The sequence below is a fragment of the Alphaproteobacteria bacterium genome, assembly GCA_018063245.1.
Lineage (GTDB): Bacteria > Pseudomonadota > Alphaproteobacteria > JAGPBS01 > JAGPBS01 > JAGPBS01.
On record JAGPBS010000033.1, the window covers coordinates 1 to 24,056 of the forward strand.

Below are 24,056 nucleotides of genomic sequence, written 5' to 3' on the forward strand. Positions count from 1 at the left end.
AGTCTGCGTGGCCTGGGCAGTCAACGTGCGCATAGTGGCGCTTTGGTGTTTCATATTCAACGTGTGCTGTTGAAATTGTAATACCGCGTTCACGTTCTTCTGGTGCTTTATCAATCTGATCATAGCCCAAGAAGATTGCTCCACCTGACTTTGACATCACTTTTGTGATTGCTGCTGTCAGCGTCGTCTTACCATGGTCAACGTGACCAATCGTTCCGATATTACAGTGAGGCTTATCCCTCTTAAATTTTTCTTTTGACATCGTTATCTCCTATATACGTCTTGATACGTCGTGCAGTTAATTCAATTCTTACTAAGATTGATAAGACGGATTCTACTCTTAATCTCTATAGATGTAAAGAGTTGAGGCGAAAAAAAATCATCTTTTTTTGGTGGGGGGGGGATATGGAGCGGGTGAAGGGAATCGAACCCTCGTCACCAGTTTGGAAGACTGGAGCTCTACCATTGAGCTACACCCGCTTATGAAGCCTATAAATGGTGGAGGGGGTAGGGTTCGAACCTACGAACGCATACGCGGTCAGATTTACAGTCTGATGCCTTTAACCACTCGGCCACCCCTCCTCATTTTATGAGGTGTTTTTTGTTCGGCCATTTTTAGGCGAATAAAAAACAATATGTTAAATATCAGGATTTCTCAGAAAAAGTCAATCCTCTTTTTTTGTTTTTTGAAAAAAAATATTTTTATAAAAATGAGGGTGAGGGTAATTCTCATTGGAAAATATAGCTAAATGAAGGAATTAGGGCTCCTCAGTAAAGACAGCATTTACAAATTTGATAAAATGCGCTAGAGTGCGTGCAGACCAAATGCTGATTTTTTTGAAAGAGAGATCTTATGAGTATTTCTAAATCTTCCTCATCATCCCCTTATCTCTATGGGATACATGCTGTAAGGGCGGCTTTTTTGAATCCTGACAGACAAATTTCGCAGCTGATTTTAAGTCAGTCAAGCCTTGCTGAGTTTTCTGAAACGCTAGCAGAAGCCAAAAGGCAGAAGCTAAAAAGGCCTGAGCCGATCGTGAAAACAAAAGATTTCTTTGAGCAGAAATTGCCACCAGGTGTTGTGCATCAACAAATTCTGCTTTATACAAACCCTCTTGATCAGCCGAGTCTTTATGAAATTGTTGCGCAAAATGAAACAGAGCCTCATTTTGTGGTCATTCTGGATCAGGTAACGGATCCTCAGAATATCGGATCTATCATGAGGAGCGCTTGTGCTTTTGGAGCAAAGGCTTTGATTGTGCAAGAAAAAAATAGTCCTGACATTACGCCAATCATCGCAAAAAATGCATCCGGCGCAGTTGAGTATTTGCCTTATATTCAAGAGAATAATTTATCAGCGACTATGGCTTTTCTGAAAGAGAAGGGCTATTGGTGTTATGGCCTTGCAGAGGAAGGGTCTGAAGCTCTGCATAAAATTGCATTTCCGGAGAAAACTGTTTTGATTATGGGAGCAGAAGGAAAGGGGCTGCGTCGTTTGATTCGTGAGAATTGTGATCAGCTTTGTGCATTGCCAACCCAAGAGCCGTTACCGACATTAAATGTTGCAAATGCTGCAGCTGCAACTTTTTATGCGTGGCGTCTTTCCTTTTTAAAATAATTTTGAAAATGACATTTTTCATCTTGCCTTTCTGGCTTAAAATGGATAATGTAGTCACATTAAAGCGGCAGCGGCTTTTTAAAGTTGTGTTTGCCCTTTAATATTGAGAGGAAACGCCGGTTTAGCTCAGTTGGTAGAGCAACCGCCTTGTAAGCGGTAGGTCGTTGGTTCAAGTCCGACATCCGGCACCATTCTTTGGTCCCTCATTGTCAGAACTTTTTTAGAGTTTGTTCTGTATTATTATTCATCAACAGCATCATTATAAACGAGGCAACTCATGACAACAATTTCTAATCTGTTAGATGGTTATCAGCGTTTTCATAAGCGTCATTTTATAAAAGATGGTAGTCTTTATGAAATTCTTTCAACGCAAGGGCAGTCTCCTAAAACGCTTATTATTGCTTGTAGTGATTCACGGGTTGATCCTTCTATCTTGTTTGATGTAAACCCTGGTGATTTGTTTGTTGTTCGCAATGTTGCGAATCTTGTACCTCCCTATCAGCCTGCCTTTGATTCCTTTCATGGAACCAGTGCGGCTTTAGAATTTGCAGTCTGTCATTTGGGTGTTGAGAATATTGTTATTTTAGGTCACAGCCAGTGTGGTGGTATCAATGCTTTAATGGAGTCTGATTTAACAAAACAAGAGTCGGCAAAACAGTTCAGCTTTATCCAGAGCTGGGTTCAGATCAGTTTAAAAGCGAGAAATCATGTTGAGTTGCATCATGCAAATTTGTCAAAAGCTGAGAAGAATCAATGTTGCGAGAAGCACAGTATTGTTGTGTCGTTAGAAAATCTAATGACATTTCCTTGGATTAGAGAGAAAGTGCTTGCAGGTTCGTTATCATTGCATGGTTGGTATTTTTCTGTTGATACAGGAAAGCTTGAGAATTACTCAATTGAAACAAAAGATTTCGAGCAAATTTAAAAGCCCTTAGGGCTGCTAAGGGCTTTTTTTCTAGAAGAGCCTGCTGACGATTTCAAGGCTAATAATGTATCCAAAGAAAAGAAGGCTCAAGAGAACAGCGCACAGCATTAATCTTGAATTGGGTCCCATGCGATCTTGATATGGTTTTGAAAGAACCATTAAGTTTGGGACTATACCAAGGATGAAGGCGACAAAAATACCCGCAAAGCTAAGAATCGATGCAATCCCAGCAGGATAGATTTGAAGAATGAGCAAAGGAGGTAAAAATCCGATTGCCATGGCAAGCATTGATTTTCGGTGATTGATACGACCCGGCAGTGCATCTTTCAGGTAGCTAAATAAACTATGTCCCACACCTAAAAAAGAAGTAACAACAGCCGTGAGCATAATGCCGAAACTATATTTATGAAACGAATCGTTGGTGACCAGTGTGCTCAATTGATTGATGACCCCTGTTCCTTTATCTTGTGATGTTCCTATTTGCATGAGCCCGTCAGTGCCGATAACGCCAAAGGCAACGAGTTCCCAGCTGACATAGGCCAGGAGAATAATAATTGTCCCGATTGCCAATACCTTGTAGAGACTTTGCCGATTATGATTCAGATAGCCAGCAAGGGAAGGTAAAATAATCGAAAAACCAAAGGTTGTTAAAAGCATGCTTAATGTGTTTGGAATCTCCTGTGGCTCAAAAGAGATTAAATAATCTTTTTGAACGGCAGGCATAGCTGAGACAATAAGCATCGTTAAAAAGAAAATTTTTGCCCCTGTTATAAGTTGATTGATACGTGCTAAGTTTGAAAGGCCGCTATAGATGATAGCCCCAAGCAGGAACGAAAAACCAATTTGAGCACTGAGAGTTGTGAGTTTGATGCCAAGGTAAGTCTGTGTCAATTCAATGATCCATTTAGAGCCAACTGTGATGTACATTGAAATCAAGGCCATTAAGAGAATTAAAAAGGTAAATTGAACAACTTGATTCATGGTTTTGCCTAACAGAGTTGTTGTCATGGTTGCTAAATCGACATCTCCAGAAAAACTGAGGCGCGCTTGAATCATATTAAAAGCTGCAAAGCTCATGAAAATCCACGTGATGAAAAGAGCGCAAAGTGCGCCCCAAAAACCACATGAGGCTGTTGAGATGGGAAGGGCTAAAATGCCGGCACCTATGGCCGTTCCGACAATAAGCAGGATGCTTTGTATGTGTTTGTAAGTCATTTGTTTTCCATTGAAAAAATTGAGTAAATCTGACTTGCGTAAGAGCAAGAGAGGTGAAAAGAATAGCAAAAAAGGGTGTGGAAAATGATTGCGCTGCTAGAGCGCAAAAAAGAATGAAAAGTGAAATGATATAGGTAAATTTCTAGCCATGCTTTTACACTAGCTTAAAAAGCGGAATAAGTCAAGGTGATAGGAGAAATCGTAAATGGATCTTTAGTTATTTTTTCCTGTTTTTCTGAAATGATATCGTTTAAACTTGATCAGATAAAGTGAGTTTAAAAATAAAAGAATGACGGAAGACGATCAAAAAAACAATAAATTACAATACCTTACCGGCGGAGTGCTGATTTTGCTCGCCATAGGTGGTTTGTTGTATTTTTTTGGGTTTCGTTTACCGGGTGGTTCAAATCCAAATGCGATGCCAGCGCCAGCTGTTTCGGTTCTTGAGATTGCGCCAAGGGATATTCCTGTTACTTTTGAGTATGCAGGACGCAGTGCAGGGTTTCGTGAAATTGAAATTCGCCCAAGAGTGAGCGGTATTCTCAAAAAACGCCATTATGTCGAAGGGCAATTTATCAAGCAGAATGCTTTGTTGTTTGAAATTGATCCGGCACCTTTCCAGGCTCTCCTTGCTCAAGCAAAAGCTGTTTTTCTTCAATCAGAAAGCAATTGGACTCGCGTAAGTGAGCTCATAAAAGTCAAGGCTGTGAGTCCTCTTGAATATGAAACAGCAAAATCATCCTATGAGCAGGCAAAAGCAGAGCTTGATACGGCTGAAATTAATTTAGGATATACCCAGATTATCGGGCCAATTCCAGGCGTGACAAGCCAAGAAGGCCTTTCAGAAGGGAGTCTTGTGGCAGCTGATACGAGCATCCTCACAAAGATAGCGCAGCTTGATCCTATCTATATCAATTTTGCAGCGCCGGATGCAGATATTCTGATGCAACGCAAAGAGATTGCGGCGGGAAAAATGGCTTTGCCAGAAGATCGAAAATTGCGAGCAGAGATCCACCTGAATGATGGTACAACCTATGCTCATGAAGGACTCATCGATTTTATGGATAGTGTGATTGATTTGCAAACAGGAACTGTGCATGCCAGAGCCATTGTGAACAATGAAGATGCAAAAATTCTGCCAGGACAATTCGTGAGACTCATTGTGAAAGGTTTTGTAAAAAAGGATGCGATTGCTGTTCCGGATCAGGCGATCTTGCAAGGTCCACAAGGGCAGTTCGTTTATGTTGTTGATGGCGATAATAAAGCGCAAATCAAGCCAGTCAAGATTGGTTTGTTGAATGGCACGAATCGCCTGATTGAAGAAGGTCTGAGTGCGGGTGATCATGTTGTTATTGGCGGGATGATTAAAGCCAGACCAGGTGCACCAGTTCAAGTGAAGGAACCAGAGGCTCCAAAAGATACAAAAGATACAAAAGATACGACAAATAAAGATTCACCGAACACGCCTGAAAAGAAGTGATTTTGGTAAGAAAAGCTTATTGAGATAAGAATAAAAAAGGGATAGTAGAATTGTTTTCACGTTTTTTCATTGAGAGACCCGTTTTTGCTTCTGTCTTGTCGATTGTTATTGTATTTGCTGGCTTGATATCAATGTTCACCTTGCCGATTGCGCAATATCCTGACATTATCCCGCCTGATGTTGTTGTGACCACAAATTACCCAGGAGCAAGTGCTGAAGTGATTGCAAGTACAGTTGCAGCGCCTCTTGAGCAGCAAATCAATGGTGTTCCTCACATGATTTACATGCGCTCAACAAGCACAAACAGTGGTGCTATGTCTTTAACTGTATCGTTTGATATTGGCACGGATCCTGATCAGGCATCGATTGATGTGAATAATAGAGTTCAAGCTGCAACAGCCAGATTGCCTGAAGAGGTGAGACGGCAAGGGGTCACTGTTAATAAAAGAAATAGTTCTATTTTGCAGGTGATTACAATGTACTCACCGGATGGGCGATATGATCCCATTTTTATCAGTAACTATGCATTGGTCAATGTTGTTGATGAATTGAAGCGTGTTCCTGGTGTTGGGGATGTCTCTATTTTTGGTGCAAAAGATTATTCTATGCGTGTCTGGTTAAGGCCCGATCGACTCGCTCAATATAAGCTCACTCCTGATGATGTGGCCGTGGCCATTCAAGAACAAAATTCTCAATTTGCAGCAGGTCAGTTTGGGCAAGAGCCTATGAACAATCCACAGGCCTTTACTTATACCGTGACAACGCAAGGTCGGTTTGTTGATCCGAAAGAATTTGAGAACATTATTTTGCGCTCAGACTCGAACGGTGCAACACTTTACTTAAAAGATGTTGCGCGCATTGAACTGGGGGCTTTGGATTATAGCTTTCAGGCAACCTATCAAGGTAAACCGGCCATTGCAATGGGGCTATATTTACAGCCTGGCGCCAATGCTTTGTCAACAACCTCGGCCATTCGGGCAAAGATGGAAGAATTGTCAAAGCGTTTCCCAGAAAGCATTAAGTACGGTCTACCTTTTGATACAACAACATTTGTGAAGGTCTCAATTGAGGAAGTTGTGAAGACATTTGGTGAAGCGATTTTACTTGTTGTATTGGTTGTCTTTATCTTTTTGCAGAATTTACGAGCGACTTTCATTCCAATTCTGGCCGTGCCTGTGTCCTTAATTGGGACATTTGCAGGCATGTATTTGCTGGGTTTTTCCATAAACTTGCTTACTTTGTTTGGTCTGGTACTCGCAATTGGGATTGTTGTGGATGATGCGATTGTGGTCCTTGAGAATGTGGAGCGGATTCTCTCAACTGAAAAACTTTCTCCCAAAGAGGCTACGATTAAAGCGATGAAAGAGGTCTCGAGTCCTATCGTTGCGATTGTGCTTGTTTTGTGTGCGGTGTTTGTGCCTGTTGGATTTTTGGGCGGCATGACAGGGGAAATGTATAAGCAATTTGCGATTACGATTGCCATTTCAGTTGTGATCTCAGGGATTGTGGCTTTGACCTTAACACCGGCTCTCTGTGCTCTTATTATTAAGCCTGTCCATGATGAGCCTAATTTATTCTTTCGCGCCTTCAATCGTGGGTTTGACGCTTTTGTGGCGCTTTATATGAAGGGCGTTGAGTTTCTGATTAAACATCTCATGCTGTCATTTGCTCTTTTTGGTGTGTTTTTGGTTGCGACGATGATTATGTTTTTCCGTCTTCCGGGCTCATTGGTGCCAGATGAAGATCAAGGTTATGTTCTTGTTATGGATATTTTATTGCCTGGAACAGCTTTGAATCGAACCATTCACGTTACAGAAGCAATGACTGATGCCATGCTGGAACAGCCAGAGATCCAAGAAATTGTGACCTTTGCGGGTTTTGATATTTTTAGTTTTTCTTTGAAAAGCAGCGCAGGAGCATCATTTGTGATTTTAAAACCCTGGAATGAAAGACCAAAGCCAGGTTCAGATGCAAAATCTTTGACAGGCCGGATTATGGGGATTGGTTCACAAATGCAAGATGCTGTTGTGCTTTCCTTTAACCCGCCGCCGATTACGGGGATCAGTTTGACTGGTGGTTTTGAAGGCTATTTACAAAATCGCTCAGGAGCTGATATAAAAACCTTGGCTGATACAACAAATGCTTATCTGGAAGCGGCGAGGAAAAGGCCAGAGCTTACAGGATTGCAGACAACAATTTCAGCAAATGTACCCCAATATTATGTTGAACTTGATCGTTTAAAAGCAAAGTCTTTGGGCGTTTCAGTAGATTCAATCTTTTCAGCTATGCAAAGTACGTTCGGGAACTTTTATGTGAATGACTTTAGTATGCTCGGTCGTATTTTTAGAGTGAGCCTACAGTCTGATGCTGACTTTAGAGAAAAGCCGGAAGATTTGAGATATGTCTTTGTGAGATCTGCAGCAGGAGAAATGATTCCGCTCGATACACTCGTTCATGTGAAGCGTATTATTGGTCCTGATCTGGTGGATCGATTCAATATTTTCCCTGCAGCCAAGATTTTAGGAGGGCCTGCACCAGGTTACAGCTCAGGACAAGCATTGCAGGCGATGGAAGAAGTTGCAGCAGAAACTTTGAGTTCTGACTATACATTGGCCTGGACAGGCTCTGCTTTCCAGGAAAAAGCAAGTAGTGGAACGAGTGGTTTGACTTTCTTTTTCGGGATTTTGATGGTTTTCTTGATTCTAGCGGCTCAATATGAGAGATGGTCTCTACCGATTGCTGTTTTAACGGCTGTTCCTTTTGGGGTTTTTGGTGCTGTGCTTGCTGTTTTGATGCGAGGTCTGACCAACGACGTTTATTTTCAGGTTGGCCTGTTGACCTTGATTGGTTTGAGCGCAAAGAATGCGATTTTGATTGTGGAATTCGCTGTGATGAAGCGCGATGAGGGCGAATCTATTCTTGATGCAGCAATTGATGCAGCCAAATTAAGATTCCGTCCGATTGTGATGACATCTTTGGCCTTTATCTTGGGTTGTTTGCCGTTGGCTCTAAGTTCAGGTGCAGGGGCAGGGAGCCGTCACTCAATTGGTACAGGTGTTATTGGCGGAATGCTTGGAGCAACTTTGATTGCAACATTCTTTGTGCCAATGTTTTATGTAGTGATTACAAAGCTTGCAGATCCTGATAAAAAAAAGAAAGAGTCAGATGAGCCTGCCGGAGATCCGGAGGTGCCGCGTGCGTAGTCTCTTTTTGGTTTTCTTTTTATCGGCCTGTGCGGTTGGTCCAGATTATAAGCCAGTTGAGTTAGATCTTCCAGCAGGCGTGAAGCAATCAAGTGCGGTGTCTCAGCGAAAAGAAGCTGTATCGCTTCATGCTCATGACTCAGATCAGGCTCACATTGCACTCGACTGGTGGAAAGTTTTTAAAGATCCGATGTTAGAGACATTGATCGCTCATGGACTTGAGTATAATCAAGATCTTTTAAAAGCAACTTATCGCATTGATGAGGCAAGGGCTCAGTTGGGTTATACACAAGCGAATCAATTCCCCTCTATTGACGGAACAGCTGCTTTTGTGAGAACAAGCAATAGTGAAAGAAAGCATTCTTTTACAACGCCTCTTCCGTCCATTCCCTACAATGATTATTCAATGTCAGCTCTCTTGAGTTATGAAATTGATTTATGGGGCAGACTCAGGAGAGCGACAGAGGCTGCACGGGCAACCTTGATGGCTGAAGAAATCAATCGCGATCTGGTCAGGCTTGTTTTAATCGCAGATATTGCCAATGGATATTTTAATTTACAGGCCTTGGATCAAAAAATTGATTTTACGCAATCTGTAGTGAAATCCTATGAAGAATCATATCGATATGAATATGAGCAAGCTCGCTTAGGAGCGATTCCTCTTACAGATATGTATCAAATGCGGGCTGAGTTAGAGTCGAGTCGTGTTGCTCTTTCTGTTCTGATGCAGTCGAGACAAGAACAGCAAACGGCGCTGGCAGTTTTAGTTGGTGAAACGCCAAGAGAGATTGTAGAGCACTCTTATAAAGTGAAAAGAAAAATGCAAGACTACGCAGCTCTTTCACCGATTTTGCCGAAGATGCTGCCGTCAGATTTACTTGAAAGACGCCCTGATATTCAAATTGCAGAACAAAATTTGATTGCCGCCAATGCACAAATTGGGTTTGTAAAAGCAGATTACTTTCCAAAGATTTCATTGTCGTCATTGATTGGTCTTGATAGTACGCAGAGCAGTACGTTGCTGAAACGATCAGCACGTTACTGGAATGCTGGTGGTTCTGCAACTATGCCGCTGCTTGAATTTGGTCGAACCAGCTCTCAGGTCAGAGAGGCAGAAGCCGTCAGAGATCAGGCAGTTGTTGCTTATCAACAAGTCGTTCAAGGTGCTTTCAAGGAAGCGATTGATGCCTTGAAAGCTGAAGAGCACGCAAAGATGGGTAGTCAAAATGCACTGGCATCTGCAAAATCTTATGCTGAGACATTACGCTTAATTAAGCTCAGATATGATGCAGGCTTGATCAGGCAGCTTGATTATTTGATTATTCAGCGTGGTTATGATCAATCTGGAATCGAGGCCATCAATGCTGAGCTGACGTATTTGAGTTCTATCGTAAACCTGTATAAAGCTCTTGGTGGTGGATGGTCTAATGCCAATCGTCATTTTTAAATGATCCAAATGGATTTTTCAAGATTCGGCTTTGCGCACCTATTTATATAGGCTTGCGCAGCCTCACTTTTAAATCCACTCGTCTGATTTAATCTGACAATTGGTCTTATGCCAATCGTCATTGAATTCCACTTTTGGTCTTATACCAAAGGGAGCCGATCATTTCATGCATAACGAGAAAGCTTGGATAGATCATTTTAGGAGATGGTAAAAAGTTTTTGCCTGAAAAAGGGAGTGCCATCGGCAGAGTAGGGGCGGGCGTTACAATGAATCCCATTTTCTCAAAAATATTAAGAGCGCGGTGCATATGATAAGCGTGGGTGACAAGAATAATTGATTTGATGTTTTTCCCTTCAAGAAGAATTTTTCTGGTGTTGAGCGCATTCTCATAGGTTGTCAGGGATTGATCTTCTTGATATGCAACGGGAACATGAAACTCATTGATTAACACATTGGCCATATAATTTGCAGTTGCTTTTTGCTCTTTTGGGAACTTACCTCCAGAAACGAGAATGGGCAGAGGTTGTTTACGATAGATCATGGCGCCTCTGCGAACGCGCTCGAGACTTGTGTCATCGAGAGTTTCTCCCCCATATTCAAGGGCGCCAGATTTAACACCGGCTCCTAAAATGACGATTGCTTGTGGTGGGATACTAGGCGTAAGATTCAGTCTGCTTTCTGGAACTTCAATGACTTTATAGAGCCCATATACATAAATGGGCGTTGATGTGATATACAAAGCGACCAATGAAGCATAGGCAATTTTATAAAGCTTCTTTTTTGCTGTCTTGTGTGTTTTCGTTATTTTGTATAAGAGGTGAAAAGAGAGACATATGAGTGCTAAATTGATGAAAAGCATAGGGGGTAGAAATAGAATTTTTAAGAGTGATGTCATTTATTCCTCGGGGTTCGGATGCAGTCTATTGCGTATTTTAGTTGGGATAGACCGAATTTTATCAATATATGTTACGTTGGCTTCAATCCAATAAAGAACTTCATGTTTTTTCCCGAGAGCCTCTTTGTAAGAGAGATTGCCAGCCATGAAGTCATAAAAAGATTTTCCATTCTCAAGAAAGTATTGGATTAATATTGCATGAGCCAAAAGACCTGGTTTAATCCGTCCATCAGCTTTATATGAAATCCCGCTTTGATAATAAGAAATAACGCCATTTTGATCAAAGAAATAAAAATACCCGAGAATCTCCGTTTCCCCCTTCACTCTGACCAGATGTGTTTTCTTTTGCTGAAAGGTTGTTTTGATGAGAGACAGATGAAAATTCAGAAAATCTTGATTTTCAAAGGCGCCAGTGATTTTGCGTTGTCGCCAAGAAAAGTTATGGAGATAGGCAAGCTCTAAAAGGTAGGTTGTGGCTTCATTTTCATCTTGAGCAAAGTCGAGAGAGAGTGTTTTATAATGATCTTTAGCCTTTGTGAGATGTCGTTTTGTACTTTTTCCGAGGCTATCTTCGTAAGATTGCCCGCTTGTACGCAGCTGGTTAAGGTTGACGCCATAAGATGATTGTTCACTTAATGTGTTGATCTTTAGATATTCTGTGAGGATCGAGTATAGAGACGATTTGATGCCACTTAAGATAAAGTGATCAAGGGGTTTGGATTGTATGAATGACATAAAATGGTGCAAGGCTTCCATTTTATGTTCCGGATGAAATAGAGGCTCATTATATTCGATATAGACTTGATCTTTTTTAGGCAATCCCGTTTGATGGAGATAGTAGGTTGTTGTTTTCTTAAGAAAATGATATTTTGTCTGTTCACCAAAAAGACAAAGTCCTATAATAAGATTGTGGCTGTTACGGATCTCAAGAAAGTAAAAAGATGTCTCTTGAGAGCTGAGAATCACCTGCTTGATGAAAGGCCAAGACTGAAAAAAAGAAGGTTCTGAAATTAATGAAAAATTAATCCAAATCTTTTCAATATCTTGAAGATTATTTGGTTGAATGAGAGAAAATCGTGTGAATTGTGATTTGTCCATGAGGCTATTATATGCATCTTTCTATTAAAAATTCTATTGATGAATGTTCATCCGCGGAAAAAGCTTTTTTACGAGAGGCTGGCAATATGAATTTTTATTGCGGCTTGCCTTGGGTTACTCTTTTATATGAAACATGCTTCACGCGACAAGTTAAGTTGGTTCTTTGTTTCTTTTATGATGATCATGAGGGAAAGCCGATGGCTTGCCTTCCGATGAGAGCAGAGACAAAGAAACTCTATCGTTTGTTCACTCAAAAATGTTTAATGCCTTTGAGCAATTTCTATAGTTGTGATTATGGTATCAGCGCTCATAAGGCTGACATTGATTATCATCGCTTGGCAAGAGCCTTAGTCAATTATTTTATTGTATCTGAGTTTGATCTTTTGGCATTAGATACGTGTTTTGATAGTAAATTTATTGATGAGATGCTTGTGTGTGGAGAGCAGAAAAAGCTTCTGCATGAGCGCTACACTCATTTTATTCAGCGATATGATATTTTTAGAGATAGAAAATCGATAGTGATTGATCAATTGCCATCAAAATTGGCTCATACTTTGACACGTAAGGGTAAAAAAGCAAAACATGATTTTGATGTACAGGTGCATTTCTATGAAGGAAAAACTTTAGAGCAAGGGTTTTTGGCTTATAATGCTGTTTATCAAAAGGCGTGGCAAAAAGAAGAACCTTTTTCTGGCTTTATGTCTCGATTCGTTGAGGCTGCAAATGAAGATAATAGGTTGCTGATCTCTGTTCTCACTTTTAATGATCAGCCGGTTGCAGCGCAAATATGGCTTGAGTGGAAAGCTGGTATTTTTGCGATCTATAAATTGGCTTTTGATCAGGCTTACCAAAAATATTCACCAGGAAGTCTTTTGCTTCATGAAAGCTTTGACTATGTTCTTGCCAATAAGAAGGTGAGAGAGATTGACTTTGGAAGAGGAGATGATCAGTATAAAAGAGATTGGCTGCCAATGGCGAGAGCTGCTCATGGCTGTGTTCTCTATAAAAGAACATTATTGTGGCGATTAATCTTTATAGCCAAGAGAATTGTTCATTTTTTAAAACATAAAAGATAGGCTTACTGCCAGCGCTTGTTCTCTGCGATGTGAATCCCAAAAAGATCCAAAATACGGATGAGTTGGTAATCAATTGCCTCAATCATATTTGATGGCTTTGTGTAAAAGGAAGGCATGGGTGGCGCTATAATTGCCCCAGCTTCAGTTGCACGTACCATGTTGCGGAGATGGTTGAGATGTAACGGTGACTCTCTTGTCATTAAAACAAGGTGTCGTCTTTCTTTTAGCACCACATCGGCGGCCCGTGAGATTAAAGAGCCTGTGATTGCAGCTGCGATTTCACCTAATGTATTCATGGAGCATGGTGCAATGATCATCCCTTTGGTGATAAAGCTTCCGCTAGAAATGCTGGCTGTAATATCGGTTGGCTTATAAAATACATCTGCAAGAGCCAGTACGTCTTTGATTTTATAATTTGTCTCATGGGCGATGGTAATTTCAGCGGCCTGTGATAAAATGAGATGTGTTTCAAAGAGATCCATTTCTCTTAAGAGTTCTAGGAGGCGAATCCCATATAAGACGCCAGATGCACCAGTTATCCCGACGATGAGTCTATCTTTTTTGTTTGGTAGCAGATTATTTCCATCGCTGATCATTTTTTTATCCTTTAATGAGCAATTTAGGTATATAATGGTTGGTGGACAGCAGATTGTTGTTCATCGTTGGTTTTTTCAATTTTTAACAGAAGGAGGATACCTATGTCGCATTATAGTGGTTTAGAGAATCATATTCAATCTTTAGAAAGTAAACACCATGATGTTGAAACAATGATTGAAGATGAATTAAAACGCCCTCATCCGGATGATCACAGGCTCCACGAGCTCAAGAAAGAAAAATTGAAAATTCGTGATGAAATGATGAAACATAAAATCCATTAAAGTATCATAAGAATTTCAAAAAAGAGCCATTCGTGTGAATGGCTCTTTTTAATTGAGACTAGAAATCGATGAGATCAGATGAGTCGGACTGGATACTATTGAAATAGCTATGAGCGGAACGAAGCAATTGATATGCATAGTCATGATCGTTTTTCATTTGCACTGATGCTTTGTTAGCAACGTCATCAGGGATGATATTGAGCTTTCGGCCAGTGGATAAAGCAATTATATAATTTTGACAGGCCTGTTCAAAATAGTAAGTGTTATGTAGGGCCTCTGCAATTGAGGCGCCTGTAATGATAACGCCATGATTTGCTAAAAGGAGCACCTTTTTATCAACCAAAAGGTCAGAAAATTTCTCCCCTTCGCTTGTATCATGAGCAAGTCCATTATAATCGGTTTCATAGGCGATTGATTGATAAAAGCGGACACCATTTTGATTGATCATCGGCAGAGTCATATCTTCAAGAGAGGCGAGAGCCGTTGCATATGGCATGTGTGTGTGAATAACACAATAGGCATCTTCAATTTGTTTATGAATGGCACCATGAATGGTGAGAGCGGTTTTTTCAACCTTGACCTTATTAGATTGTTGTAATGTGATCTGATCTGATTCTAGTGGAACAGTTATAAAATCATTTGGATATAATTCTTCAAATGAAAGACCATATGGGTTGATCAGAAAATGGTTGTCAAGTCGAACTGAAAGATGGTTATTCACGCCTTCGTGTAGGTCGAGTTTGGCGATCCATCTTGCTGCAACTGATAAATCGCAACGGATTTCATGGAGGAGGTGAGCGGCAGTTAAATTGAGAAGCGAAGGGTCCGATTGTATTTTCATTATATAAGCTATTTTCTTTATGTTTGGTTCAGTTTCGTGATATTGTAACAGAAAAATGAATTTGGATGTGAAAAATGATACCACGCTATTCAAGGCCAGAAATTGCTCATATTTGGGATATTGAACATCGTTTTTCCTTAATGATGCAGATAGAAATTTATGTTGCGGAAGCGCAGGCGTCACTTGAAATTATCCCACAAGATGCTTATGAAACTATTAAATCAAGAGCAAAATTTTCAATTGACCGTATTGCTGAAATTGAGAAAGAAACACAGCATGATGTGATCGCTTTTTTGCAGAATTTATCAGAAAATATTGGTGAAGAGAGCGCTCGGTATTTGCATAGAGGTCTTACATCATCAGATGTGCTTGATACGGCTTTTGCCTTACAACTAAAGGATTCTGCAGACATTTTGATTGCTGACCTTGAGTCTGTTCTTGCAAATTTAAAAGAGAAGGCTTTGACTTATAAGATGACACCTTGTATTGGGCGCAGTCATGGTATTCATGGTGAACCAATCACAATGGGGCTCAAATTTTTAAATCATTTTGCTGTGTTTGAGCGTCATTTAGAGCGTTTAAAGAAAGTCAAAGACGATATTTCAACATGTGCTTTATCAGGACCCATGGGGAATTTTACGAATATCGACCCACGTGTTGAGTCGTATGTTGCAGAAAAATTAGGCCTTAGGCCTGAACCTATCTCAACGCAAGTGATTCCACGTGATCGTCATGCTGCTTTTTTTTCAACCCTTGGCCTAATCGCTGCCTCAATTGAGAACTTTGTGACTGAAATTCGCCATTTGCAAAGAACAGAAGTGGGGGAGCTCGCTGAAGGGTTCGGTAAAAAGCAGAAAGGCTCAAGTGCAATGCCTCATAAGCGGAATCCTGTTCTGTCAGAAAACCTCACCGGCCTTTCAAGGTATATTCGCTCTTTGATTGTGCCCGCTCTTGAAAATGTTGTTTTATGGCATGAACGTGATATTTCACACTCATCCGTTGAACGTATCATAGCGCCTGATATGATTTTGGCGCTTGATTTTGCTCTCTCACGACTGAGTTCATTGATTCAAAACTTAGATCTATTTCCAGAGAAGATGACTCAGAATATGGACCTTACAAGAGGCGCTTTTTATTCTGGAACCATACTGCTTGCCCTGACAGATGCAGGGTGTGAGAAAGGACTTGCCTATGATTTGGTTCAAAAAAATGCATTCGTTGCTCATGAAAAGAGGACAGATTTTGTTCAAGAGGTTTGCCAGGATGCACAAATATTAATCTATCTTACGAAAGATCAAATCACAGAGATCTGTTCACAAGCCCATTTTAATCGTCATGTAGATTTTTTATTTGATCGGGTTCTTTAATACAAACCCTCATGTTTAAATGAGATCTGTCTCAGGGTAGAAGATAGAGTTTTTGTCATCCTGAACTTGTTTCAGGATCTAGAGATGCTGAAATAAATTCAGCATGACGCGTTAGAGAAGATGAGATTCCATCCTCCTACGCTAAAGCTTCGGCGGGACAGGAGCCACCTCTCAAGGAGGTGGCTCTGAATGACGCCTCTTGAAGTCAAAAATAATAGTTGCTGATGAACAAGAGGTGTTCAGTCTAGTAATGATTTACTGCAGCATTTGTTTGATGAACTTTTGGACTGCCACATCGTCACGCGTCATCCCAATCTCTTGAATGAGGGCTTCTCTATAAAGAGACATCACATCATTTTTCAGTTCAGATTCAACTGCTGGAATAAATTGTTTGAGATCGGCATCGCTTGGTTGTTTGCTGATTGCAATGTTTGAGATCTTTGTGATGTGGAAACCTTTAGGTGTTTCTGTTTTAAAGATTTCGTTTTCACCATAGTGGAACAGTTCAGAGTAAAGAGCATCAGGAACGGCTTTGTTTGTATTTTTTTCATCCATACGTCTGATATTGTCAATATGTTGTAAAATACTTTTTGAATCTTGTGCAAGAGATTCATAAGAAGCGCCTTCTTCAGCCTTTTTAATAATAGATTCTGCTTGTAAAAAGAGGATTTGTCTTTTTTCTTCAGCAATCCAGTCACTCAAAACTTGCGGTCTAATATCATCAAGATGAGAGACACGTTCATCGTTTTTAGCATCAAGACGAACAAGAAAGATATTTTCATTTTCATCTTCAAAGAGAGGACTTTCTTCACTTGGATTGAGCTTAAATGTTTCATCCACCAGGATTTTTGGAAGGTCTGATTTGACAGATGTTTTATCCTTCAGGATCATACCGTTTTTGGTAATGCTTTTCGCCCGATATAATGAGAGTTTCTCGGATTGAGAAATTTCCTCAAGGCTTTTGCCTGCTGCGATTTGGTCATCTAAGTTCTTTGAGAGATTATCAATCGTTGAATGCATCTCACCTTCAAGAGCTTGATTTTTTAGGTCGTCTTTAACCATCTCATACATTTTAATATGAGCAGGTTCAATGTTTTCTAATTTTGCAATAATCCACCCAAGAGATGTTTTTAACGGACGGCTGACATCACCTGTTTTTGAACTAAAAATAAAGTCACGTAAATTAGGGAACATCACATCATTCTTGCTGAGATGAGTTAGGTTCGCAATTTTTACGTTGAGTGTTTTTGCGGCCTCATTAAATGATTTGCCTTGTGAGAGCTGTGTTAAAAAAGAATCGGCTCTTTCTTCATCCTCAAAAACGATTTGATTGATGCTTCTTTTCTCAGGGATTGTGTATTTATCGAGGTTATTATTATAGACCTCACGTAAGTTTGATTCGGGGATTTCAATATCCTTCAACAGATCTTTCTTTTGGATTTTGATATAGGTCAGATCTCTTGTCTCAGGAATCTTGTAGCTCGATGATTTGCTTTCAAGGAATCTTTGTAAGATATCATCACCTGGATCATCAGGCGATTTGACTGAGTCCTTACTTAAAAAGAAAGTATCGATGCTCCGCGTTTCTTGAGAGAGCCAATAGGCAAGACTAAGGTGTTCTTTTGAAGGTTCAATAATAGGGGCAACTGATGCGAGAAGCATTTGCAAAGCAATATCATTTTGGATTGATTTTGCAAAAGCATCCTCAGGGATTTGGTTTTGAATGAGAATTTGTGAGAGTTTTTTAGGGTCAAACTTGCCATTTTCATCTAAAAAGACAGGCATTGTTTTAATTTTTTGAACTGCAACATCCTCACTGACATTAATATGTGCTCTTTTGGCAGCTTGAGTGAGAAGGCTCATAGACATCAATTGGTCGAGTGATTGAGTGACAAGGCCTCCATAAATGGCTTGGTCTTTTGTGATTTTTCCACCGGACTGCGCTTGGATTTGCTGAAAATTTTTATTGAATTGTCCATAGAGCATTTGTGGTGTGATTGATTGTCCCCCCACTTTTGCGAGATTTTGATTGCTTGTGCTGCTTGCAAAAACACCTGAGAGTCCCCAACCTGCAAAACTCAGAATGATAAGGCCAAATAATACCTTGACGATAATCGTATTAGACGCATTGCGGAAGATTTGAAGCATGGTAATTTTCTCGTTATAGCTGTAGGTTGATAGTTAAATGTAGATGAGCAACGCTTAAAATTTACCTGATTTTTTTAATTTTGCCTACTCTTTTTATTGACGACCATGGTATGTTAGAAAAAAATAAAGGAGCTATTCTCGATGCAAAAGAAATTAATCGCCGGTAATTGGAAAATGAACCATCAGACTGCTGATGTTGAAATATTTGCGCGTGACTGGAAGAAACTAACGGATCAGAAAGCCTTATTGTCTGATGCAACTTTATTGATTTGCCCGCCATTTCCGCTTTTATCATTTACAAAGAGAGCATTTGAATCTTTGAATATTGCAGTTGGAGCCCAAGATTGCTCAGCACAGAAATCAGGCGCCTATACGGGCGATGTGGCGGCATCTCTTTTGAGTGATGTGGGCGCATTATACGTTATTGTGGGGCATTCTGAGCGTCGGCAATATCATGCTGAGTCCAGTCATTTGATCGCACTCAAAGCGGATCAAGCGATTGAATCTGGTCTTGTGCCTATTATTTGTGTGGGTGAAAATCTTGAGCAACGTGAGCAAGGTCAAGCTTTTGATATTATTGCAGAGCAGTTAAGGGATTCTTTAAGTGTAAAAGGGCTGAATAGCAAATGCGTTATCGCTTATGAACCAATCTGGGCTATTGGTACGGGTCGTACGGCTTCTATTGACGATATTCAATCTATGCATGGCTTTATATTGGATAAAATTCAGAATCGCTTTCCGGTGCTTTATGGTGGGTCAGTGAAGGCTGATAATGCAAAAGAGATCTTAAGCCTTGAGGCCGTTGGCGGTGTTCTGGTTGGTGGGGCGAGTTTGGATGCCTCTTCCTTTTATCAGATTGCTTCATTTTAGGTTTGTGAAAGAAAGATATTTTGAGAGGTTGCATTCAGAAAAGATCCGTGGTATTTTCTCAGGATGTGTCATCAAGTTGATGAGCCTTGGTAATTGTCGAAACAAAGGAAAATTCGATGGAAAATATTTTGACCGTTCTGCATATCATTGTAACCGTATTCTTGATTGTTGTTGTTTTAATGCAACGTTCAGAGGGTGGTGGTGTTGGTCTTGGGACAGTTTCAACTGGCGGCCTCGTCAGTGTGAGAGGTCAAGCGAATTTCATGACAAAATTGACAGGAACACTTGCAGCTCTTTTCATTGTTTTGAGTCTTGCGATTGCAATCTTAAGCGTTCATGGCGGCAAAAAAGAATCATCTTTGATGAATAAACTATCGACTGATTCTGAAACATCTGCACCAGCAACAACAGAACCACAAGCTGAACATAAAGTCGAAGAGCCAACAGTTCCATTAGCAAAGTGATACTAATTCTTATTTAAATCAGAGAGACTGCTGTGAAAATCTAATCCGCGTCACTCAGAGGGCCTGAAAGGCCCGCCTGTCCCCCGAAGCTTTAGCCTAGGAGGATGGAGTCTCTGCAGCTTCTCAATAAAAATTGTACTAAGTTGTTGATTACATGAGATTCCACGTCGCCTTGAGGCGACTCTGAATGACGGAAGAAAGTTGTAATTTTGGTTTCATTGGACTTTCGCAGCAGTCTCAATTTTGCAATAATTAATATATTTATTTGAAGTATTATTCAGCCTGAGGCAATAGAATTGTAAAGCAGCTGCCCTTTTTGATTTCGCTTTGAATGATGAGTTCGCCCCGGTGACGGTTTACAATGTGTTTGACAATCGCAAGGCCAAGACCTGTGCCGCCCAATTCTTTCGAGCGCGCTTTATCAACACGGTAGAAACGCTCGGTTAAATGCATCAAATGCTTTTCTGGGATGCCATCGCTTTCATCTTGGATGCTGAACTGAATCCGTTTGATTGTTTTGTTTTTTTCAATTAAAGGCTCTGCCTCTGTGAGTGAGAGTGTAATCATGCTGTGCTTATGAGCATATTTGATCGAGTTGAGTAGTAGGTTTTGAAAGACTTGAAAAAGCTGATCTTCTGTTCCGAGGACTATTGCTTTGATTTTGCCAGGATGAAAGATGATATCCATGTCTTGTTTTTTGGCTTCAAGCGAGGCATGGTCGATCACGCGTTTTATAATTAGAACAAGGTCACATTTTTTGTCAGGGAATTGATTTTCTTCAAGCTCAATTTTAGAAAGAGATAAAAGATCGTCAAGCAGGTTAGCCATCCGGGAGGCTTGCTGTTCCATGATTGTTAAGAACTGCTCTCTAGCAACTTCGTCATCTTTGGCTGTGGTTTTGAGGGTTTCAATAAAACCCATAAGGCTTGAGAGAGGCGTTCTGAGCTCATGGCCAGCATTTGCAATAAATTCTGAGCGCATATTTTCAAGGCGATAGAAGAAAGTTGTATCAATAAAGATAAGAAGAGCGAGTGGATGTGTTTCCTCAGCCTCATTTTTGTCCTTTGAGACAAGGGTGACAAACTTCATAATGTGAATATCAAAATGCTGATCAACGGAGCCTGTTTTGATATATTCAACTTTTGTTGAGTCTGTCTTGCCTTCAAGAACTTCAGCAACGCCATTTAAAAGCGCAGGGCTTCTTAGGAAATAGGAGAGAGGTTGGCGAATGGCATCGCTTGAGAGATGAAGGATCTTGTGCGCTGCAGGGTTGATGTAGTGCATATTTTCTTCATCATTCACAATCATCAAAGGATAGGGAAAGCGTGCAAAGATTTGATTCAAAAATTCTGGAGTTAAAGAAAGGCTGTGGCTTTCTCCTTTTTTTATGTCTGATGTGTCAGGTAAATTTGCAAATGTTTTGCGTAAGAGAGGCAGATTTAAAGTGCTTGAATAGCGTTTGAGATACTTTAAATCGCCTCGCTGTGCAATTCGAGCCAGCTGAGCCATATCAAGGCGATATTGCAAGTAGAACCAAACACAGGCGCCAATTGAGAATATAGCAATGATATAGAAAAGAAAGGTCATGGATCAGATTATTTTTTGCTGTTTTTACAAATTGCATCATGAGCTGCTATAACAGCCATTGTGACAGTTTCAGAAACTGTAGCACCGATTTGAACAATTTGCACAGGTTTTGTTGGTCCAATTAAAATGGGGCCAATGACCGTTGATCCTGTTTTGCTGATCAATTTTGCACCAATATTTGCAGCATTCAAGCTTGGCATAACCAAGATGTTGGCTGCATCAGAAAGGCGGCAGAATGGATACATTCTTTTCCGTAAATCATTATCGAGAGCCACATCAACTGACATTTCTCCATCATATTCAAAATCAACATTTGAGCGATCGAGAATGGCAACAGCTTCTTGAATCACATCACACTGTTTATTGTCAACCTGGCCAAAGTTAGAGTAAGAGAGTAACGCAACGCGCGGTACATGACCGAGCTCACGTGCTTTTGCAGCTGATTGAATCGCAATTTTTGCAAGCTCTTCAGCGGTTGGTCTTTGATGAACAGTTGTATCAGCAATGAAAAGAGTTCTGTTTTGACTCATGGCAATTGAGAGGCCAAAAGTGACATCAGATTGTGACTCATCAATAACTTTACTGATTTTCTCATGACATTTGATAAAGCTGCGTGTGAGACCTGCAATGATACCATCCGCATGACCACAGTCAACCATCAGAGATGCAAAGGCATAACGGTCATGATTCACAAGGCGTTGGCTGTCTTTTAGCAAAAGTCCATGACGTTGATGTTTTTCATAGAGTCTGTTGATATAAAGATCATTGTGTTCAGAGAGTTTTGCATTTTGAATCTCCGGTGCGAGGCTCTCATCAATGCCGAGTTCTCTCATACGGTTTAGAATCTCATCTTCTCGGCCAATCAAAATGGCTTTTCCATAGCCGTCAAGTTCAAATGAAATTGCAGCTTTGATCGCGCGTTCTTCTTCACCTTCAGCAAAAACAATACGCTTTGGATTGCTGCGCACTTGTTCAAAAATACGCTCAAGATTGCTTGATGTTGGGTCAAGGCGCCCTTTAAGTTGGGTGCGATAGGCGGGGAGATCATCCATTTTTTTCAAAGCAACGCCAGATTTAATCGCCGCTTTTGCAACAGCGCTTGGAACTTCTACCATCAATCTTGGATCAAAAGGAACAGGAATGATGTAATTTGGTCCATATTGTAATGTTTGACCAGCGTAAGCAACGTTGACTTCATCAGGCACATCTTTACGTGCGAGCGCAGCGATTGCTTCTGCTGCAGCAATTTTCATGTCATCGTTGATGGTTTTTGCTCTCACATCGAGTGCGCCACGGAAAATGTAAGGAAAACCTAGAACATTGTTCACCTGATTTGGATAGTCTGAGCGGCCAGTTGCAATAATAGCATCGCCTCGAACTTGTTTGACTTCATCTGGTGTGATTTCAGGATCAGGATTGGCAAGGGCAAAAATAATTGGGTTTGCTGCCATTGATTTGATCATTGGACCATCAACAGCTCCTTTAGCGGAAACGCCCAGAAACACATCTGCGCCATTCATGGCTTCTTCAAGTGTTCTAAGGTTTGTTTTCGCCGCATGTTTTTCTTTCCATGGATTCATGCCTTCGCTGCGACCTTCGAACACAACGCCCTTTGTGTCACACATAATGAGTTGATCTTGGGTGAGTCCCATGGATTTGAATAATTCAATACAAGCAATCGCAGCAGCGCCAGCGCCATTAACAACGAGGCGTTTGACGTCACTCATTTTTCTCTTTGTGATATCGAGTGCATTGATAAGACCAGCTGCTGCAATAATAGCAGTTCCGTGTTGATCATCGTGGAAAATAGGGATATCCATACATTCTTTTAGTTTTTGTTCGATGATAAAGCAATCAGGCGCTTTAATATCTTCAAGATTAATCCCGCCAAATGATGCGCCAAGGAAGCGAACACATTGGATAAATTCATTAATGTCTTCTGTTGAGATTTCAAGATCAATCGCATCAACGTCTGCAAACTTTTTGAAAAGGACTGATTTTCCTTCCATCACCGGTTTTGAGGCAAGTGCCCCTAGATTTCCAAGGCCAAGGACGGCCGTTCCATTAGAGATAACAGCAACAAGATTGCCTTTAGCAGTATAGTCATAGGCCTTAAGAGGGTCTTCATGAATCGCAAGACAAGGCGCAGCAACACCAGGAGAGTAAGCAAGAGACAAATCTCTTTGTGTTGTGAGTGGTTTTGTTGGAACGATTTCAAGTTTCCCAGGACGGCCTGAGGCGTGCATTTCTAAAGCTTCTTCATTGGTCGTGCGTGGCTTGTCTAACATAGCTTTGATCCTTTGTTTGCATAAAAAGTAGGTATGTTCTTTTAAAATTAATTCGAGATGATATAATGGCTTCGACTTTACTCTTGAAAAACCAGATAATCCAGTAAAAAATGCATCGATTCAATTTTTCAATCGATAGGCGGAGAATAACAATGTCACAGCAATTAGATGAATCAAACAATAAGCTAACGCCTATGATGGCTCAGTATTTCGAGATTAAAGCAGATTATCCGAATGAGCTTTTATTCTATCGGATGGGTGATTTTTATGAATTGTTTTTTGATGATGCTGTAAAAGCTTCAGAAATTCTTGATATTACGCTCACAAAAAGAGGTGAACATCAAGGCAGGCCAATCCCGATGGCAGGCGTTCCAGTACATTCTCATGAACAATACTTGGCAAAGTTGATTAAGGCTGGGATGCATGTGGCTGTCTGTGAGCAAGTGGAAGATCCGCAAGAAGCAAAAAAACGTGGTGCAAAGTCAGTTGTGAAGCGTGAGGTGATTCGCCTGATTACAAAAGGGACTCTTACAGAAGAACACTTGCTTGAAGCGGATGAAAATAATTTCATTCTTTCCGTTGTTCCGCATGAAGGCGAAGATAGGTTTGGTCTTGCTGTTCTTGATTTATCGATTGGACTTTTCCAGACTGAAGTT

At 40.6% G+C, this 24,056-nt stretch carries 20 protein-coding genes and 3 tRNA genes; 12 read left to right on the forward strand and 11 right to left on the reverse strand.

Annotated elements, in window-relative coordinates; all coding sequences use genetic code 11:
* From tuf to KBF71_05725, 3 genes are all read right to left on the reverse strand, one after another.
* Positions 1 to 262, reverse strand: a 262-nt coding sequence (tuf, locus tag KBF71_05715; GenBank protein MBP9877816.1) for an elongation factor Tu, incomplete at its 3' end; no start/stop codon positions are given.
* A gap of 144 nt (positions 263 to 406) precedes the next feature.
* Positions 407 to 480, reverse strand: a tRNA-Gly gene (locus KBF71_05720).
* 16 nt (positions 481 to 496) lie between these two features.
* A tRNA-Tyr gene (locus KBF71_05725) sits at positions 497 to 582 on the reverse strand.
* A gap of 271 nt (positions 583 to 853) precedes the next feature.
* Here KBF71_05725 and rlmB point away from each other — a divergent pair.
* The 3 genes from rlmB (at position 854) to KBF71_05740 (ending at position 2,543) form a co-directional block, all read left to right on the forward strand.
* On the forward strand, positions 854 to 1,618 hold the full coding sequence (gene rlmB / locus KBF71_05730) for a 23S rRNA (guanosine(2251)-2'-O)-methyltransferase RlmB (protein MBP9877817.1): 765 nt from the start codon (positions 854 to 856) through the stop codon (positions 1,616 to 1,618).
* A gap of 115 nt (positions 1,619 to 1,733) precedes the next feature.
* Positions 1,734 to 1,809 (forward strand) — tRNA-Thr (locus KBF71_05735).
* Positions 1,810 to 1,895: 86 nt separating this feature from the next.
* Entirely contained in the window at positions 1,896 to 2,543 is a 648-nt protein-coding gene (locus tag KBF71_05740) for a carbonic anhydrase (GenBank protein ID MBP9877818.1), read from the forward strand.
* Positions 2,544 to 2,573: 30 nt separating this feature from the next.
* Here the strand turns inward: KBF71_05740 and KBF71_05745 are convergent, their stop codons facing one another.
* Positions 2,574 to 3,758, reverse strand: coding sequence for a hypothetical protein (locus tag KBF71_05745; GenBank protein ID MBP9877819.1), 1,185 nt, complete (start codon positions 3,756 to 3,758; stop codon positions 2,574 to 2,576).
* A gap of 289 nt (positions 3,759 to 4,047) precedes the next feature.
* On the opposite strand from KBF71_05745, the gene KBF71_05750 reads away from it, so the two are divergent.
* The 3 genes from KBF71_05750 to KBF71_05760 are packed head-to-tail and all read left to right on the forward strand — an operon-like array spanning position 4,048 to position 9,888.
* Positions 4,048 to 5,238, forward strand: a complete 1,191-nt coding sequence (locus tag KBF71_05750; protein ID MBP9877820.1) for an efflux RND transporter periplasmic adaptor subunit — start codon at positions 4,048 to 4,050, stop codon at positions 5,236 to 5,238.
* 50 nt (positions 5,239 to 5,288) lie between these two features.
* Positions 5,289 to 8,441 carry a multidrug efflux RND transporter permease subunit gene (locus KBF71_05755; GenBank protein ID MBP9877821.1) on the forward strand — a complete coding sequence of 1,051 codons (3,153 nt, stop codon included), beginning with the start codon at positions 5,289 to 5,291 and terminating at the stop codon, positions 8,439 to 8,441.
* Positions 8,434 to 9,888, forward strand: a complete 1,455-nt coding sequence (locus KBF71_05760; GenBank protein MBP9877822.1) for an efflux transporter outer membrane subunit — start codon at positions 8,434 to 8,436, stop codon at positions 9,886 to 9,888. The genes KBF71_05755 and KBF71_05760 overlap by 8 nt, the downstream gene beginning before the upstream one ends.
* A gap of 118 nt (positions 9,889 to 10,006) precedes the next feature.
* Here the strand turns inward: KBF71_05760 and KBF71_05765 are convergent, their stop codons facing one another.
* Positions 10,007 to 10,783: a YdcF family protein gene (locus KBF71_05765; GenBank protein ID MBP9877823.1), complete on the reverse strand. Its 777-nt coding sequence runs from the start codon at positions 10,781 to 10,783 to the stop codon at positions 10,007 to 10,009.
* Entirely contained in the window at positions 10,784 to 11,881 is a 1,098-nt protein-coding gene (locus tag KBF71_05770) for a GNAT family N-acetyltransferase (protein MBP9877824.1), read from the reverse strand. It lies immediately after the preceding gene.
* An 11-nt stretch (positions 11,882 to 11,892) separates the two neighbouring features.
* On the opposite strand from KBF71_05770, the gene KBF71_05775 reads away from it, so the two are divergent.
* Positions 11,893 to 12,957 carry a GNAT family N-acetyltransferase gene (locus KBF71_05775; GenBank protein MBP9877825.1) on the forward strand — a complete coding sequence of 355 codons (1,065 nt, stop codon included), beginning with the start codon at positions 11,893 to 11,895 and terminating at the stop codon, positions 12,955 to 12,957.
* Between the two features lie 2 nt (positions 12,958 to 12,959).
* Here KBF71_05775 and KBF71_05780 read toward each other — a convergent pair whose 3' ends face one another.
* A complete protein-coding gene (locus tag KBF71_05780; protein MBP9877826.1) occupies positions 12,960 to 13,553 on the reverse strand; it encodes a UbiX family flavin prenyltransferase in 594 nt (197 codons plus the stop codon).
* A gap of 102 nt (positions 13,554 to 13,655) precedes the next feature.
* On the opposite strand from KBF71_05780, the gene KBF71_05785 reads away from it, so the two are divergent.
* Positions 13,656 to 13,835: a YdcH family protein gene (locus KBF71_05785; protein ID MBP9877827.1), complete on the forward strand. Its 180-nt coding sequence runs from the start codon at positions 13,656 to 13,658 to the stop codon at positions 13,833 to 13,835.
* Positions 13,836 to 13,893: 58 nt separating this feature from the next.
* Here the strand turns inward: KBF71_05785 and KBF71_05790 are convergent, their stop codons facing one another.
* On the reverse strand, positions 13,894 to 14,676 hold the full coding sequence (locus tag KBF71_05790) for a class II aldolase/adducin family protein (protein ID MBP9877828.1): 783 nt from the start codon (positions 14,674 to 14,676) through the stop codon (positions 13,894 to 13,896).
* A gap of 74 nt (positions 14,677 to 14,750) precedes the next feature.
* On the opposite strand from KBF71_05790, the gene KBF71_05795 reads away from it, so the two are divergent.
* Positions 14,751 to 16,043, forward strand: coding sequence for an adenylosuccinate lyase (locus KBF71_05795; GenBank protein MBP9877829.1), 1,293 nt, complete (start codon positions 14,751 to 14,753; stop codon positions 16,041 to 16,043).
* Positions 16,044 to 16,298: 255 nt separating this feature from the next.
* Here KBF71_05795 and KBF71_05800 read toward each other — a convergent pair whose 3' ends face one another.
* A complete protein-coding gene (locus KBF71_05800) occupies positions 16,299 to 18,191 on the reverse strand; it encodes a SurA N-terminal domain-containing protein (protein ID MBP9877830.1) in 1,893 nt (630 codons plus the stop codon).
* Positions 18,192 to 18,332: 141 nt separating this feature from the next.
* On the opposite strand from KBF71_05800, the gene KBF71_05805 reads away from it, so the two are divergent.
* Both KBF71_05805 and secG read left to right on the forward strand, forming a co-directional pair.
* Positions 18,333 to 19,061 (forward strand): triose-phosphate isomerase, encoded by a 729-nt coding sequence (locus tag KBF71_05805; GenBank protein MBP9877831.1) that lies wholly within the window; start codon positions 18,333 to 18,335, stop codon positions 19,059 to 19,061.
* A 116-nt stretch (positions 19,062 to 19,177) separates the two neighbouring features.
* A complete protein-coding gene (gene secG, locus KBF71_05810) occupies positions 19,178 to 19,525 on the forward strand; it encodes a preprotein translocase subunit SecG (GenBank protein MBP9877832.1) in 348 nt (115 codons plus the stop codon).
* A 273-nt stretch (positions 19,526 to 19,798) separates the two neighbouring features.
* On the opposite strand, the gene KBF71_05815 is transcribed toward secG, so the two are convergent.
* Together KBF71_05815 and KBF71_05820 are read right to left on the reverse strand one after the other, a co-directional pair.
* Positions 19,799 to 21,112, reverse strand: coding sequence for a hypothetical protein (locus tag KBF71_05815; protein MBP9877833.1), 1,314 nt, complete (start codon positions 21,110 to 21,112; stop codon positions 19,799 to 19,801).
* A gap of 8 nt (positions 21,113 to 21,120) precedes the next feature.
* A complete protein-coding gene (locus KBF71_05820) occupies positions 21,121 to 23,400 on the reverse strand; it encodes an NADP-dependent malic enzyme (GenBank protein MBP9877834.1) in 2,280 nt (759 codons plus the stop codon).
* A gap of 152 nt (positions 23,401 to 23,552) precedes the next feature.
* Here KBF71_05820 and KBF71_05825 point away from each other — a divergent pair.
* A partial coding sequence (locus KBF71_05825; GenBank protein ID MBP9877835.1) for a DNA mismatch repair protein MutS occupies positions 23,553 to 24,056 on the forward strand: 504 nt, incomplete at its 3' end.

Coding starts and splice junctions, on each gene's coding strand:
- secG (MBP9877832.1), top strand. CDS start 19,178: ATGGAAAATATTTTGACCGTTCTGCATATCATTGTAACCGTATTCTTG.
- KBF71_05740 (MBP9877818.1), top strand. CDS start 1,896: ATGACAACAATTTCTAATCTGTTAGATGGTTATCAGCGTTTTCATAAG.
- rlmB (MBP9877817.1), top strand. CDS start 854: ATGAGTATTTCTAAATCTTCCTCATCATCCCCTTATCTCTATGGGATA.
- KBF71_05745 (MBP9877819.1), bottom strand. CDS start 3,758: ATGACTTACAAACACATACAAAGCATCCTGCTTATTGTCGGAACGGCC.
- KBF71_05805 (MBP9877831.1), top strand. CDS start 18,333: ATGCAAAAGAAATTAATCGCCGGTAATTGGAAAATGAACCATCAGACT.
- KBF71_05790 (MBP9877828.1), bottom strand. CDS start 14,676: ATGAAAATACAATCGGACCCTTCGCTTCTCAATTTAACTGCCGCTCAC.
- KBF71_05820 (MBP9877834.1), bottom strand. CDS start 23,400: ATGTTAGACAAGCCACGCACGACCAATGAAGAAGCTTTAGAAATGCAC.
- KBF71_05765 (MBP9877823.1), bottom strand. CDS start 10,783: ATGACATCACTCTTAAAAATTCTATTTCTACCCCCTATGCTTTTCATC.
- KBF71_05770 (MBP9877824.1), bottom strand. CDS start 11,881: ATGGACAAATCACAATTCACACGATTTTCTCTCATTCAACCAAATAAT.
- KBF71_05780 (MBP9877826.1), bottom strand. CDS start 13,553: ATGATCAGCGATGGAAATAATCTGCTACCAAACAAAAAAGATAGACTC.
- KBF71_05800 (MBP9877830.1), bottom strand. CDS start 18,191: ATGCTTCAAATCTTCCGCAATGCGTCTAATACGATTATCGTCAAGGTA.
- KBF71_05785 (MBP9877827.1), top strand. CDS start 13,656: ATGTCGCATTATAGTGGTTTAGAGAATCATATTCAATCTTTAGAAAGT.
- KBF71_05815 (MBP9877833.1), bottom strand. CDS start 21,112: ATGACCTTTCTTTTCTATATCATTGCTATATTCTCAATTGGCGCCTGT.
- KBF71_05750 (MBP9877820.1), top strand. CDS start 4,048: ATGACGGAAGACGATCAAAAAAACAATAAATTACAATACCTTACCGGC.
- KBF71_05775 (MBP9877825.1), top strand. CDS start 11,893: ATGCATCTTTCTATTAAAAATTCTATTGATGAATGTTCATCCGCGGAA.
- KBF71_05795 (MBP9877829.1), top strand. CDS start 14,751: ATGATACCACGCTATTCAAGGCCAGAAATTGCTCATATTTGGGATATT.